This is a genomic window from Allosphingosinicella deserti (genome assembly GCF_003012735.1).
In the GTDB taxonomy this organism is placed as follows: Bacteria; Pseudomonadota; Alphaproteobacteria; order Sphingomonadales; family Sphingomonadaceae; genus Allosphingosinicella; species Allosphingosinicella deserti.
This window is the reverse complement of record NZ_PXYI01000003.1, coordinates 475,176-489,758: the sequence shown is the minus strand read 5'-3', so window position 1 is coordinate 489,758 and position 14,583 is coordinate 475,176. Positions and strand designations below refer to the sequence as shown.

14 protein-coding genes are annotated in these 14,583 nt (G+C 65.2%); 12 read left to right on the top strand and 2 right to left on the bottom strand.

Annotated features, from left to right (window positions below):
• Window positions 1-95 precede the first annotated feature (95 nt).
• Window positions 96-644, top strand: coding sequence for a DUF2239 family protein (locus tag C7I55_RS10595; protein WP_106512887.1), 549 nt, complete (start codon window positions 96-98; stop codon window positions 642-644).
• On the opposite strand, the gene C7I55_RS10590 is transcribed toward C7I55_RS10595, so the two are convergent.
• Entirely contained in the window at window positions 626-2,593 is a 1,968-nt protein-coding gene (locus C7I55_RS10590; protein ID WP_106513207.1) for a protein-L-isoaspartate(D-aspartate) O-methyltransferase, read from the bottom strand. The genes C7I55_RS10595 and C7I55_RS10590 overlap by 19 nt on opposite strands.
• Window positions 2,594-2,841: 248 nt before the next feature.
• Between C7I55_RS10590 and C7I55_RS10585 the strand changes: the two genes are divergently transcribed.
• From C7I55_RS10585 to C7I55_RS10540, 10 genes are all read left to right on the top strand, one after another.
• Complete coding sequence (locus tag C7I55_RS10585; protein WP_106512886.1) at window positions 2,842-3,327, top strand: outer membrane protein; 486 nt, start codon at window positions 2,842-2,844, stop codon at window positions 3,325-3,327.
• A 122-nt stretch (window positions 3,328-3,449) separates the two neighbouring features.
• The gene (locus C7I55_RS10580) at window positions 3,450-4,694 is read left to right on the top strand and encodes a putative DNA modification/repair radical SAM protein (protein ID WP_106512885.1); all 1,245 of its coding nucleotides are present in this window, start codon (window positions 3,450-3,452) and stop codon (window positions 4,692-4,694) included.
• A gap of 93 nt (window positions 4,695-4,787) precedes the next feature.
• Entirely contained in the window at window positions 4,788-5,219 is a 432-nt protein-coding gene (locus tag C7I55_RS29465; protein WP_408640596.1) for an OmpW family outer membrane protein, read from the top strand.
• 24 nt (window positions 5,220-5,243) lie between these two features.
• Window positions 5,244-6,647 carry a UdgX family uracil-DNA binding protein gene (locus tag C7I55_RS10570; protein WP_106513206.1) on the top strand — a complete coding sequence of 468 codons (1,404 nt, stop codon included), beginning with the start codon at window positions 5,244-5,246 and terminating at the stop codon, window positions 6,645-6,647.
• 175 nt (window positions 6,648-6,822) lie between these two features.
• Entirely contained in the window at window positions 6,823-7,695 is an 873-nt protein-coding gene (locus C7I55_RS10565) for a cytochrome c oxidase subunit II (protein ID WP_106512883.1), read from the top strand.
• On the top strand, window positions 7,695-9,434 hold the full coding sequence (locus C7I55_RS10560) for a cytochrome c oxidase subunit I (protein WP_233222152.1): 1,740 nt from the start codon (window positions 7,695-7,697) through the stop codon (window positions 9,432-9,434). Before C7I55_RS10565 ends, C7I55_RS10560 begins: the two co-directional genes overlap by 1 nt.
• Entirely contained in the window at window positions 9,431-10,147 is a 717-nt protein-coding gene (locus C7I55_RS10555; protein ID WP_106512882.1) for a cytochrome c oxidase subunit 3, read from the top strand. Before C7I55_RS10560 ends, C7I55_RS10555 begins: the two co-directional genes overlap by 4 nt.
• 11 nt (window positions 10,148-10,158) lie before the next feature.
• Complete coding sequence (locus tag C7I55_RS10550; protein ID WP_106512881.1) at window positions 10,159-10,854, top strand: heme-copper oxidase subunit III family protein; 696 nt, start codon at window positions 10,159-10,161, stop codon at window positions 10,852-10,854.
• A 6-nt stretch (window positions 10,855-10,860) separates the two neighbouring features.
• Window positions 10,861-11,232: a cytochrome C oxidase subunit IV family protein gene (locus tag C7I55_RS10545; RefSeq protein WP_106512880.1), complete on the top strand. Its 372-nt coding sequence runs from the start codon at window positions 10,861-10,863 to the stop codon at window positions 11,230-11,232.
• A 1-nt stretch (window position 11,233) separates the two neighbouring features.
• On the top strand, window positions 11,234-11,965 hold the full coding sequence (locus tag C7I55_RS10540; RefSeq protein ID WP_199192786.1) for a c-type cytochrome: 732 nt from the start codon (window positions 11,234-11,236) through the stop codon (window positions 11,963-11,965).
• 145 nt (window positions 11,966-12,110) lie between these two features.
• Here the strand turns inward: C7I55_RS10540 and C7I55_RS10535 are convergent, their stop codons facing one another.
• Complete coding sequence (locus C7I55_RS10535; RefSeq protein WP_106512879.1) at window positions 12,111-12,899, bottom strand: DUF2189 domain-containing protein; 789 nt, start codon at window positions 12,897-12,899, stop codon at window positions 12,111-12,113.
• Between the two features lie 476 nt (window positions 12,900-13,375).
• On the opposite strand from C7I55_RS10535, the gene C7I55_RS10530 reads away from it, so the two are divergent.
• A complete protein-coding gene (locus C7I55_RS10530) occupies window positions 13,376-14,578 on the top strand; it encodes an efflux RND transporter periplasmic adaptor subunit (protein WP_106512878.1) in 1,203 nt (400 codons plus the stop codon).
• The last annotated feature ends 5 nt before the right edge of the window (window positions 14,579-14,583 follow it).

Genomic DNA, 14,583 nt, shown 5'->3' with positions numbered 1-14,583 from the left:
GATCCGCTCCGCTGTAAACTGAGACGCTATATATTACCCGGATGATATTGACGTCAATAGCGCCCGGGTATAAACAGTGGGCGAGGGAGACGAATATGGACGCCGATCAGCCGAGCACCGCATTTGTGGGAGAGCGCATCCTCGCGCGCGGCCGACTGGCGGACGTCGCCCTTGCGGTGCGCAATGCCGGTGCCGCCGCCGGGATCCTGGTGTTCTCGGACGAGACCGGGCGCGTCATCGATCTCGATCTGCGCGGATCGGCGGAGGAGATCGTCGCCCGCCTCGCCCCGCCGGCACGCGGGCGGGGGCGGCCGAAGCTCGGCGTCGTCGCCCGCGAAGTGACCCTGCTGCCACGCCATTGGGAGTGGCTCGGCAGGCAGCGCGGCGGCGCCTCGCACGCCTTGCGCCGACTGGTCGACGGGGCGCGCAACGCCGACCAGGCGCAACCCCACTTCGAGAGCGAGCGCGCCTACCGCTTCATGTCGGCGCTTGCCGGCAATCTGCCGGGGTTCGAGGAGGCGTCACGCGCGCTGTTCGCCGGAGATGGGGACGCCCTTGCCGCCCGCACGGCGGATTGGCCGAAGGACATCCGCGCCTATGCACTGGAGCTCGTGCGTCCCGCCGATCACAACCCGAACGGGTAGGTCTCGTCCTCTCCGGGCAGCTCCGCGCCCGGCAGCGGAGTCACCGCCTTCGTCTCGTCGAACCACAGCCACGCGTCGAATTGCCGCGGCAGCACGCACTCCGAATAATGGCTCCAGCGCTCCGTCTGCGGGCGGTAGATCACGCCGATGAATCGTTCGAGCCGCGGCTCCAGCAGGGCCTCGATCAGGCGGCCGTCGGCCCCTTCGCGCAGGTCGAGCAGGAAGCGTTCGACGCCGCTGTCATGACACAGCCGCTCGTAGCTGCCGGCAAGCGACGGCCGCACCTCCTTGACCTCCATCGGCTCGTCCCAATCATGTGCAGCCGCGACCGTGCCTGCATGGGTGCCGAAGCCGATCAGGCGCGCCTGGTCGCCGAACTTCTCCTTGGTGAGCTGGCCGATGTTCAATTCGCCGCGCTCCTGGCCCATCTCGGTATGCGCGGCATTGCCGATATGGCTGTTATGCGCCCAGACCACCGCCTTCGCGTCCGGTCCCTTGGCGTCGAGCAGCTGGCACAGCGTCTCGAACATATGGGTGTCGCGCAGATTCCAGCTCTCCGCCGCGCCCTCGTACATCACCCGGTAGTAGCGCTCGGCACTCTTGACGAGGCGGGCATTGGCGGCGGCGTCGAGCCACTCCTCGCATTCCTCGCCCATGCAATCCACCCGCCGCGCGAGCAGATCGCGCAGCATTTCGACGACGCCGGTCTCGCAACGGGCAAAGCCCTCGCTGAGCGCGATGCGGCCGTAGATCGCCGGATCCCGGCTCCACGGCTGCAGACAGCCGTAACGCTCCCGCGCCAAGGCAGCGGCCTCGGGATCTGCATCGTCGAGGAAATCGATCACCGCGCGCATCGACCCGGCAAGATTGTAGAGGTCGAGCCCGTGGAACCCGGTCCGGGCAGCGGGCGGCCGGTCCTGGTTGCGGCGGCGGAGCCAGCGGATGAAATCGTCGACCTCGACATTGCGCCACATCCAGATCGGAAAACGCTGGAACGCCGCCTCCTCTCCCTCCCGGTGCGGGCGGAGCCGGACATAGCGATCGACGCTCGCGGCATCGGGCCAGTCTGCCTCGACCGCGATGATGTTGAAGCCGTGCCGCTCGATCAGGCGCCGGGTGATGGCGGCGCGGGCACGATAATATTCGCGGGTGCCGTGGCTGGCTTCGCCGAGCAGCACCACGCGGGCGTCGCCGAAGCGATCGAACAGGGCACCGAACGCTGGATCGTCGAGCGCCGGCAGCGGCTCGGCAAAGTCGCGGATGAGTTCGGCAGGGCTGCGCGCATCGGCGCGATCGCCATGCTCCGTCCACCCATGGGCGCCGACCAGCGGCACGAAGCGGACGGCGCCGACTTCCTCCTGCTCATAATCCTCCTCGCTGGTGCGCGTGATCTTGAGCAATTGCTGGACGCTATTGGGCTCGCCGACGGGCATGACCAGCCGACCGCCAATGGCGAGTTGGGCCAGCAGCGGATCGGGGATATGGCTCCCCGCCGCCGAAACGATGATCGCGTCGAACGGGCCCTCCGCGGCGAAGCCCTTGCTGCCGTCGCCCTCGTAGATCGAGACATTGTCGTAGCCGAGCCGTTCCATGCGCGCGCCGGCGAGGGTCGCCAGATCATGGTGACGCTCGATTGCAATCACCTCGTCGACCAGTTGCGCCACGACAGCCGCCGCATAGCCGGAACCGCAACCGACTTCGAGCACCCGATCGCTTGCCGAAAGCTCGGCAGCCTCGATCATCAGCGCAACGATATAAGGTTGGGAGATGGTCTGCTCGGCCTCGATCGGCTGCGGCCCGTCCTCATAGGCGTGGGCACGGGCCTCATCGGGCACGAACTCTTCGCGGGGCACCGTCCGAAAGGCGTCGAGGATGCGCGGATCGCCTATGCCGCGATCCGAAATCTGCCGCGCGACCATCGCCTCCCGGGCTTCGGAAAAGTCGGTCATCATCGTCTCCGATTGAGGCAACACTCTGTCTTTTCGCTGGTTCCTGCCCACTTCCGGAGCGGCTTACGCCGTATTGTTGCCTCAATCACACACGATTGTTGCATATCTGCAACATCAATGGTCGAAAGCGGAACGATCGAGGTCCGTTTGCCTTGAAGCCTCCGGAGGAACCCTTAGATGCGCCGTCACCCCGGCTGGTCCTCGGCCGGTATTAGTTAATCAAGAACAATCCTACGAAAGTCAGATACATGAAGAAGTTCGTTCTCGCGTCCGTTGCGGCGCTTGCCCTCGCGACGCCGTCTTACGCAGCCGAGTTTTCGGGCGCCCGCATCGGTGCGACCGCCGGTTTCGTCGACGACGATTTCGCTGGAACCAGCACCTTCACTTACGGCGTCAACGCCGGCTACGACTTCGATCTCGGCAAGACTGTCGCCGGCGCAACCGTCGAGTGGCAGGGCAGCGACGAGGACGCGCTGTCGCGCGACCTCGCGGTTACCGGCCGCTTCGGCGTCAAGGCCGGCGACAAGGCTCTGGTCTACGCGCTCGCCGGCTACACCAATCTCGGCGTCGACACGCCGGGTGACAACGTTCACCTCGACGGCGCCCGCGTCGGCGCGGGTGTCGAGCTCGCTTTCTCGCCGCGCTTCTACGGCCAGGTCGAGTATCGCTACTCGAACTACGAGCTGGACGTGGACGGTCACCAGATGCTCGTCGGCCTCGGCGTCCGCTTCTAAGCGGGCTTCTCCTCTAACGATCGAAGGGCGGCCTCATGGGGCCGCCCTTTTTTCGTGCATGCACCGCAGCTTAGGCCTTTAGGCCAGTAGACAGGCGCACCTCCAGAACATATCTGGAACAGATGTCCCGCCTCGACACCCGCGAGAAGCTCGCCATCCTCGCCGACGCGGCGAAATACGATGCGTCCTGCGCCTCGTCCGGCACGTCGAAGCGCGACAGCCGCGACGGCAAGGGGATCGGCTCCACCGAGGGCATGGGCATCTGCCACGCTTACGCTCCCGACGGGCGCTGCATTTCTCTGCTCAAGATCCTGCTGACCAACAGCTGTATCTTCGATTGCCATTATTGCATCAACCGCAAGAGCTCGAACGTCCGTCGCGCGCGCTTTACGGCCGAGGAGGTGGTGCAGCTCACCCTCTCCTTCTATCGGCGTAATTATATCGAGGGCGTGTTCCTCTCCTCCGGCATCATCCGCTCGTCCAACTACACGATGGAGCAGATCGTCGAGGTCGCGCGCTCCTTGCGTGAGGATCACGATTTCCGCGGCTATATCCACCTGAAGACGATTCCGGACGCCGACCCGGAACTGGTTCGGCTTGCCGGGGTCCATGCCGATCGCGTGTCGATCAACGTCGAGCTGCCAACCGAGCGCGGCTTGCAGCGGCTTGCGCCCGAAAAGGACGGCACGCGCATCGAAGGCGCGATGAAGGACGTCAAGCTCGCGATCGACGACCGGCAAGATGCCAAGAAGCGCTACAAGTCCGCGCCATCGTTCGCGCCGGCGGGCCAATCGACCCAGATGATCGTCGGCGCCGACAGTGCCAACGATCGCGACATCATGCTCAAGGCGAGCAGTCTGTACGATCGGTTCGGGCTGCGCCGGGTCTATTATTCGGCTTTCTCGCCGATTCCGGACGCCAGCGCCGTGCTGCCGCTCAACCGCCCGCCGCTGATGCGTGAGCACCGCCTCTACCAGTCTGACTGGCTGATGCGCTTCTATGGCTTCACGCCGGTCGACGTGGTCAACGCCGCCGGCGATGACGGCATGCTGCCGCTCGACATCGATCCCAAGCTCGCCTGGGCGCTTAAGTATCGCGACAATTTCCCGGTCGACATCAACCGTGCGCCACGCGAGACCCTGCTCCGCATTCCCGGTCTGGGCGTGAAGGCGGTCAACCGCATTGTCACCAGCCGGCGCTGGCGCCGCCTGCGGCTCGACGATGTCGCCCGGCTGAGTGTTTCGCTCGCCAAGATCCGGCCGTTCATCGTCACCGAGGATTGGCGCCCGACCTTGCTCACCGACCGTGCCGATCTGACGAAGTGGGTAAAGCCGCAAACCCAGCAGCTCGAGCTGTTCGGTGCCTGACTGCTCAGCCGGCATTTTGCGCGAGCTCAATGGGCTCGCCGACAGCCCCGCCTAGCCCTGTGCCAGCCAGACATTCCAAGGAGGGCACGGACAGTGGAACGAGTAGCTATCGCGCGCGCCGCAGCGGCGGCATGTGCACAATCGGCGCAGGCGGCCGAGGCGGGCGACGTCCTAGTGCGCCTACGCGGGATCATGGTGAGCCCTACCGAGACGTCGGGCAGCGTCCTGCCCGGCTTTCCCGGCGAGGAGGTCGAGGTCGACGACAGCATCATGCCGGAAGTCGACGTCACCTGGATGGCAACCCGGAAGATCGGCTTCGGGCTGATCGCCGCAACCACGAAGCACGATGCGTCGATGCGCTTGCGCCGTCCCATTCCGGCAAGGCCGCAGAGCGCTTCTTCGGTGAGGCGGCCGCGAAATCCCCGTGCCAGCGTAGTACACGCGGCACATCTTTCCTCCATCGTCGTTCCCCGCTTCGTCACGCTTGCGAGGACCGGTAGCCATGGTGGGGTGCGGCACGAATAGGGGATGTTCCGGACGGGGTATGCGATGCGGCTCGTGACTCTTGCCGAAGAGGATGATTTCGACGGCTGGCGCGATGCGGCGCGCAGCCTTGCCGGTGCCCGCGTCGCCCCGCAGGACGTCGCGTGGCGCGTCGGCGAAAGCGCCGGTGATCTCTTCGCCGCTGCGGCCGGACCTGTCGCGCCAGGATCTGCCGCCGCCCAGGGCGCCCCCGCTTTCTCGGTGCCGCGCGGCTTCGTCGCGCTGGCCGAAACGGTCATCTGTCACAGCGATCCCGAGCGCTTCTCGTTGCTCTATGCGTTGCTGCTGCGGGTGCGCGATCAGCCGCGCGTGCTCGACGATGCTGCCGATCCGCTCGTCCGACGGCTCGAGATCATGGCCAAAGGCGTGCGCCGCGACATCCACAAGATGCACGCCTTCGTCCGCTTCCGGGAAGCCGAAGACGCCGACGGCAGCCGCTTCGTCGCCTGGTTCGAGCCGGAACACCATATCGTCCGCGCCGGCGCGCCCTTCTTCGCCCGCCGCTTCGCGTCGATGCGCTGGTCGATCCTCACGCCCGAACTGTCGGTTCACTGGGACGGCGCACGGCTTACCGAGAGCCCAGGCGCCAGCCGCGCAGATGCCCCGAACGGCGATCCAATCGAGGAGACGTGGAAGACCTATTATGCGTCGATCTTCAACCCCGCCCGCCTCAAGATCGGTGCAATGGTCAAGGAGATGCCGCGCAAATATTGGAAAAACATGCCGGAAACGGCGTTGGTCGGAGAGCTCATCGCAGGAGCGCAGGCGCGCGAGGCACGGATGGTGGATCGATCGAGGGACGATATCGGCGGCAATGCCGGCGTGGCCTGGGAGGGCGTCCGGGCCGAGGCGATGGCCTGCACGCGCTGCCCCCTCTACCGCGACGGCACCCAGACGGTGTTCGGCGAGGGCCCGCTCGATGCGCCCTTGATGTTCGTCGGCGAGCAGCCGGGCGACCAGGAGGATCTTGCCGGGCGGCCGTTCATCGGCCCGGCAGGCCAGCTGTTCGATCGTGCGCTCGGCGAGGCCGGGATCGACCGCTCGGCGGCCTATGTCACCAATGCGGTCAAGCATTTCAAGTTCGAGCGGCGCGGCAAGAGGCGCATCCATGCCAAGCCAGACGGCGGGGAGATCGATGCGTGCCGCTGGTGGCTCGATCAGGAACGCAGCCTGCTGCGCCCGCAAATCACCGTGGCGCTCGGCGCCACCGCCGCGCGATCCCTGTTCGGGCGGGTGGTGACGATCTCTTCGATGCGCGGCCAGGCCCAGCAGGCACGCGACGGCGGAGAGACCTGGGTGACCGTCCATCCGAGCTTCCTCTTGCGAGTCCGCGACAACAAGGAAGAGGAATATGCGCGCTTCGTCGAAGATCTCGTTCAGATCGGGAAACGGTTAGAAGCGTTGAGTTGATGTTGAAGAGTCGAGCTGGACTGTATTGATTCCCCGCCCGATTCTGCATTTTCAAACGCACTCTTCCCTCCGGGTAATTTCCCCTATAATCTAGATCAATGTTGCGTTGGTTCCCGCGTGTCGGCTGAACCCCGTCAGGCTCGTCGACCCGTGTGCCCGCGAGGACGCCGAGAACATGTACGTCGCCATAGCCATCGCCTTGCTGGTCGTTGGATCGGTGCTGTTCCATGTCCTCAGTCCATGGTGGCAGACGCCGCTGGCCTCCAACTGGGGATCGATCGACACGGCGCTCGACGTCACCTTGCTGATCTGCGCGGCTGCCTTCATCATCCTCAACCTCTTCTTGGCCTATATGCTGATGAAATATCGGCATCGCCCGGGCCTCAAGGCCCATTACGAGCCTGAAAACACCAAGCTCGAGAAGCGGCTGACCTTCTGGACGGGGATCGGGATCGCCGGGATGCTGGCCCCCGGTCTGATCGCCTGGAACCAATATGTCACGGTGCCCAAGGACGCGGCGGTGATCGAGGCGACCGGTCAGCAATGGCAATGGGCGTTCCGCTATCCGGGCGCCGACGGGGTACTCGGATCGGCATCGATCGGTCATGTCAGCGACGACAATCCGTTCGGCCTCAACCCACGCGATCCCTATGCCCGCGACGACGTGCTGGTCGAGACCAACGAGTTGCACCTGCCGATCAATCGTCCGGTGAAGGTGGTGCTGCGATCCAAGGACGTGCTGCACGATTTCTACGTGCCGCAATTCCGGGCGAAAATGGATCTCGTCCCCGGCATCGTCACCTATTTCTGGATGACCCCTACGGTCGGCGGAACTTACGAGATCTTGTGCGCGGAATTGTGCGGCGTCGGCCATTACCAGATGCGCGGCACCGTCGTGGTCGACCAGCAGCCCGCTTACGACGCGTGGCTCGCCGAGCAGATGACCTACGGGCAGATCCTCGCCTCTGCGGAGCAGGCGCGCGTGCAGCTCGCCAGCCGCGATACGCCTTCGACGGAAACACTGGCTTCAGCAAGGATGGCCCGCTGATGGCAACGATCGCAGACGACCTCCGGCCGCTCCATCATCCCAAGAGCTGGGTCGGCAAATATGTCTGGAGCCAGGATCACAAGATCATTGCGATCCAATATGCGGTAACCGCGATCGGTGTCGGCATCTTCGCGCTGGTGCTGTCGTTCATCATGCGGCTGCAGCTCGCCTTGCCAGGCCAGTTTCAGTTCATCCAGCCCGACAATTACCTGCAGTTCGTGACCATGCACGGCATGATCATGGTCGTGTACCTGCTCACCGCCTTGTTGCTCGGCGGCTTCGGCAATTACCTGATCCCGCTGATGATCGGCGCTCGGGACATGGTGTTCCCCTTCGTCAACATGCTGAGCTACTGGTTCTATTTGCTTTCGGTGATCGTGCTGTTCGCCGGCCTGTTCGTGCCCGGCGGACCGACCGGCGGTGGTTGGACCCTCTACCCGCCGCAGACGATCCTGGAAGGGACGCCCGGTGCGAGCTGGGGAATCCTGATGATGATGGCCTCGCTTGCGATCTTCGTCGTTGCCTTCACCATGGGCGGCCTCAACTACGTGACGACGGTGCTGCAGGCGCGGACCAAGGGCATGACCCTGATGCGGATGCCGTGCAGTGTCTGGGGCATATTCGTCGCCAGCATCATGGGTCTGCTCGCCTTCCCGGCGCTGTTCGTCGCGGCGATCATGACGGTGTTCGATTCGATCGCGGGCACCAGCTTCTTCGTTCCGACGATCGTCTCGATGGGCAAGACTCTGGGCCATGCCGGCGGCTCGCCGATCCTGTTCCAGCATCTCTTCTGGTTCTTCGGCCACCCGGAAGTCTATATTGTTGCCCTGCCCGCGTTCGGCATCGTCTCCGATCTGATATCGGTTCACGCCCGCAAGAACCTGTTCGGCTATCGGATGATGGTCTGGGCGATCATCATCATCGGCGCGCTCAGCTTCTTCGTCTGGGCCCACCACATGTACGTTTCGGGCATGAACCCCTATTTCGGTTTCTTCTTTGCCACCTCCACCCTGATCATCGCCATTCCGACCGCGATCAAGGTCTACAATTGGCTGCTCACCTTGTGGCGCGGCAACATCCACTTCCACGTGCCGATGCTGTTCGCCATCGCTTTCCTGTTCACCTTCATCCATGGCGGCCTTTCCGGCCTGTTCCTCGGCAACGTCAGCGTCGACGTGCCGCTGTCCGACACCTTCTTCGTCATCGGCCATTTTCATATGGTGATGGGCGTGTCGCCGGTGCTCGTCATCTTCGGCGCCATCTATCACTGGTATCCCAAGATCACCGGACGGATGTGGGACGAGCGGCTGGCCCGGCTCCATTTCTGGATCACCTTCATCGGCGCCTATGCGATTTTTCTGCCGATGCACTATATCGGCATGCTCGGCGTGCCGCGGCGTTATTACGCACTCGGCGAGACCGTCTTCATCCCCCAGTCCGTCCACTACGCGAACATGGGGATCACGATCGCTGCCGGGATCGTGTTCGCCGCGCAGGCTCTGTTCTTCTACAACATGATCGTCAGCCTGTTCCGCGGCGCGAAGGCCGATCCCAATCCCTGGGGCGCGGCCTCGCTCGAATGGCAGACCGCGGAGACTCCCCCCGGCCATGGCAATTGGGGGGCCACGCTCCCCACCGTCTATCGGTGGGCCTATGATTACAGCGTGCCCGGCGCGGCGCGCGATTTCATCCCGCAGAACGAGGCGCCCGGCGGCACCGCCGAGCCGCACCCGTCATGAGCCTGTTCGCGGCGCTCACCGACAAACCGTGGCTTTCGCCCGGGCTCGGTGCGGAAGCGCGGGCGCGGCCAGACGAACGCCCCGGCCCGTGGGACAAGGGGATCGGCCTCGGCCTGTTCCTGTTTGTGGTGACGATGCTCTTCGTCCTCCTCACCGCGGCCTATCTGATGCGGATGGGCGCGCATGGCGGTGCCGAGGCGGGCAGCGGCAGCCACGGCGCCAGCCACTGGCACGCAGTCGGCGAGCCGCCGTTGCTGTGGATCAACACGGCGATGCTGGTCGCCAGCAGCATCGTCTTTCACGCCGCGCTGACCGCAACCCGGGCCGGGCCCAGCCTTGCGTCGCGCGCGCTGCTGCTCGTCGGCGGCCTCCTCGGAATCGCCTTTCTCGCCGGGCAGATCGCTTTGTGGCGGATCCTCGACGATTGCACCCATGCACTCGCACTCGGCGACGCAGCCTGCGCTGTGCGCGCCGCCGCCCCCGCGTCCGCAGCTCCGGTCTGGGCGGCCAACCCCGCGACTGCCTTCTTCTATCTGATTTCCGGGCTCCACGGCCTGCACATCCTTGGCGGCCTCGCCGCCTGGGCGCTGACCGGAAAACGCGTTCTCGCCGGCGGCGCCGGCATCGTCCGCGCCGTGCAGCTGTGCGCGCGCTACTGGGATTATATGCTGCTGGTGTGGCTGGTGATGATGGGATTGTTCGTATCGACCTGAGGAGCTGAGGCATGGAGCAGGGACAGGTGGCAGCGGAGGCCGAACCGGGCGGAGTCCCGGCCGCCCTGCGCGGATTCGCCACCGATTGGTCCGCCGATCAGGAGACCTTCCGCCACGTCCATTGGGGCAAGGCGATGATCTGGATCTTCCTGCTCTCCGACACCTTCATCTTCTCCTCCTTCCTGGTCTCGTACATGACGATGCGCGCCTCGGTGACTCAGCCCTGGCCCAATCCCAGCGAAGTCTTCGCTTTGTCGTTCGGCGGACAGCCGATCCCGCTGATCCTGATCGCGATCATGACCTTCGTCCTGATCAGCTCGAGCGGCACGATGGCGATGGCGGTTAATTTCGGCTACCGCCGCAACCGCAAGGTGACCGCCGGCCTGATGCTCGCGACGGCCCTGCTCGGCGCCACCTTCGTCGGCATGCAGGCCTTCGAATGGTCGAAGCTGATCCACGAGGGCGTGCGGCCCTGGGGCAATCCCTGGGGCGCGGCGCAGTTCGGCGCCTGCTTTTTCATGATCACCGGCTTCCATGGCCTCCACGTTTCCGGCGGGGTGATCATCCTGCTGGTCGTCGCCTTGAAGGTGTGGCGCGGCCATTATGAACGGAGCGGCGATTACAGCGCGGTCGAGATCGCCGGCCTCTACTGGCACTTCGTCGACCTCGTCTGGGTCTTCATCTTCGCATTTTTCTACCTGTGGTGAGGAAAGATGAACCACGCCGTCCATCCAGCTTCCGAAGCCGACATCCGCGCCGCACCGCCGGCCGATCACGGTCAGACCCATCCGATCGGAGTCTATCTGAAGGTCTGGGCCTATCTGTTCGTGCTCAGCACCCTCTCCTACCTGGTCGACTTCTTTCAGGTGCAAGGGGTGGCGCGCTGGGTGCTGATCATCACCTTCATGCTGCTCAAGGCCGGGCTGATCCTCGCCATCTTCATGCACATGGCATGGGAAAGGATGGCGCTGGTCTACGCGATCCTGGTGCCCCCGCTCGCGCTTGGAACATTGGTCTTCCTGATGTGGATCGAAGCGGATTACACCTTCTGGACTCGCATCATCTTTCTCGGCGGAGCGGGTTGAGATGCCGAGCTGGGAGACAACCAGGCTCGCCACCGCGATCGGCACGTCCTGCTTCGTCGCCGGCTTCGCTTACTGGTTTTCCGGGATCGTCATGACTCCGGACTATCCGGAAACCCGGGGCTATCCCATTGAGGGGGTCGCCCCGGTCGATCTCGCCGCCGCCCAACGCGAGTGGCCGACCGGGGCAGAGCAGCCAGGCGAACGGGCGACGATGATCGGGTACATCCGCAACATCGACAAAGCGGTACCGCCGGCGCTGCCGGCAAGCGCCGCCGCCGCCGCGATCGCCGCGCCGGCCGATCTTGGGACCCTGCTCGCCTCGGCCGATGCGGCGCGCGGTCAGCGCGCCGCGCAAGCCTGTGCCGCCTGCCACAGCCTGGAGGCGGGCGGGCCGAACCGGGTTGGGCCCACTCTCTGGGCGATCGTCGGCCGCCCGGTCGCGCGCCAGCCCGGATTCGCTTACTCGCCGGCCCTGACCGCCACCGGCGGCCAGTGGACCTACGAGGCGCTCGATCATTTCCTCGCCGGCCCGGCGCGGGCCGTGCCCGGCACCAAGATGAGCTTCGCCGGCCTGCGCAACCCACGCGACCGCGCCAATCTGCTCGCCTACCTCGCCACCATCGGAGCCAAGCCTCTGCCCTTCCCGGCTCCGGCTCCCGCCCCAGCTGTCGCGAAGCCAGTGCCGACGGCTGCCATAAGCGCCCCGATCACCGGACAACGCGCGGCACCCTGACGGACCTTGGCCGGTTTCGCATCGGTCACGCGCCCTGCCGGAGCTTCCGCGACATAGAACGGCCGACGTCCGTTACCCTCGCGCCGTTCGGGAGAGCTCTGCAGAAGCTCTTCAGCGCGGGCGCCGTAGACGCGCCGCGGCGCGCTCAATGAACGACCATGTGCCGATAGAGGTGCCAGGTCGCATAGCCGAGCACCGGCAGGACGACGGCGAGCCCGATGAAGAAGGGGATCGATCCGATCACCAGCAGGGTGGCGACGATCAGGCCCCAGCGCACCATCATCCACTTGTTGAGCATCACCGCTCGCACCGAGGTCTCGATCGCGGTTCGTGCGCTGACGTCGAGATCGACCAGCATCGGCAGCGACACGACGCTCAAGGTGAACACGGTCACCGCGAAGGCGAAGCCGAGCAGATTGCCGACGACGATCAGGGTCCATCCCTCGCTTGTGGTGAAGATCGCCCGCAGGAACCCTTCCAGACTTGCCGGCACCTCACCGATCAAGGCCGTGTACAGGCCGCCGGCGGCGGCGACCCACAAGGCGAAGATCGCGATCAGCATCGTCGAAATCGCGAGGATCCGGTCCCAGGCCGGCCGTTTGCGAACCTCGAGGAAATGCGACCATTCGCATTCAAGCCCGTCCTCACGGCGCCGCGCAAGCTCGTAGAAGCCGGTCGCGGCGACCGGCCCCAGCAAACTGACACCGGCAGCAAGCGGGAAGAACAGCGGCAGCAGCGACCCGCCGAGCGCGACGGCGGCGGTCACGATGCCGATGAGGGGATAGAAGATGCCGATGAAGATGAGGTCGCCGCGCTTCTCGAGAAAGTCGGCCCAACCCTGGGAAAGCGATTCTCGTATGTCTTTCCCAGTGATAGAGCGGACTTCGAACTTCGGTTCTGAAACATCCACATACGCAGGTCGAGCAATGGCCATGAGACGTCTCCGGCATTGTCTTGCATTGGAATGGTGATCATACGCCTTCGCGTAATCCTTCACAATGGCCACAGCTCGCGTGACCATCGCCACTTCATGCTGCGCTGCACCCGGCTGCAACCTCGATACTTGCGGCGCTTCCAGGTTCGCCGCCCGATCAATGCGGGACCATGTCGACGCTTGGCGTCCGTATGCGCCGTTCCCCGGCGCGCTCCGGAGGCGCTCGGCTCCTCTGCCGAGCTTTGAAGGTGCCCCGCCTTTGGTCCATGTTTCGCGGCACAGAACGTGCCTGTAAACCGGGGGTTCAGAGAGACGCTGGTGAAGAGCGTCCTCATCGATAGCGCCCACGCTGTTGATATTCCTCAAGACCGACGGAACGGATGCAACCACTCTTCGGCAGACGAGTTTGGAACGCCAGGCCGGCGCACCCGCACACCGGCAGCAGCGGTGGATATTTGAACTTCTTTGATCCTCGAATGGGCGGGCGCCGCGCGAGCGCCGCCGCCGCGATAGCATTGCTGCTTGCTTCGTGCGGCGGCGGTGAGGCTCAGGACAAGAAAGGCGGCCGTGGCCCGAGCGGTCCACCGCAGGTCGGCTTCGTCGTCATCCAGCCGAGCAACGTTCCGGTCGTCACTCAGCTCTCCGGCCGTGTGACCGCTTTCCAGTCGTCGGAAGTGCGGCCGCAGGTCGCCGGGCTGATCCGCAAGCGGCTGTTCACCGAAGGATCGATCGTCCGCCAGGGGCAGACCCTCTACCAGATCGACCCGAGCATCTACGAGGCACAGGTCGCGGAGGCGCAGGCCAATCTGCAGAGCGCGCGCGCCAATGCGCAGGCCGCCCAGACCCGCGCGGCGCGCTTTCGCCCACTCGCCCAGATGCAGGCGGTGTCCGAACAGGAATATACCGATGCCGCCGCCCAGGCGCGGCAGGCGCAGGCGGCAATCGCGCAGAACAATGCTCAGTTGCGCACCGCCCAGATCAATCTGCGCTTCACCCGCGTGCCAGCGCCGATCACCGGGCGGATCGGCCGGTCTCTCTTCACCGAAGGAGCCCTGGTGACGACCAACCAGGCCGAGCCGCTCGCAGTCATCCAGCGCACAGATCCGGTCTATGTGGACATCCAGCAATCGAGCGCCGAATTGCTGACGCTCCGCCGCGCACTCGCCAAGGGCGGCGCCGCGCCCACCCGCGCCGTCGTCCGACTGACGCTGGAAGACGGCAGCGATTACGGCCAGACCGGGGTCGTCGAATTTTCCGAAGTGACTGTCAACGAAAGCACCGGCACCGTCACCCTGCGCGCACGCTTCCCCAATGCCGAGGGAATCCTGCTGCCCGGCATGTTCGTTCGCGCGTCGTTCGCGCAGGCGATAGATACTCAGGCCTTCCTCGTTCCGCAGGCGGGCCTCTCCCGCGATCCGCGCGGCAACGCCACCGTCTACGTCGTCGGGCCGGGCAATCGCGCCGTCGCCCGCACCGTCGTCGCCGAGCGCACCGAAGGTGGATATTGGGTGGTGACACAGGGTCTTGCGGCTGGCGACAAGGTGATCGTCCAGGGCACCGCCAATCTCCGCCCCGACATTGCCGTCAGGCCGGTGCCGGCGACCACGCCGCAGCGGATCGAGCCCCCCAAAAAGAGCACCGGCGGCACGGCTGCGGGCGGCCAGGCGAAGGGCGGCTAGGCCGG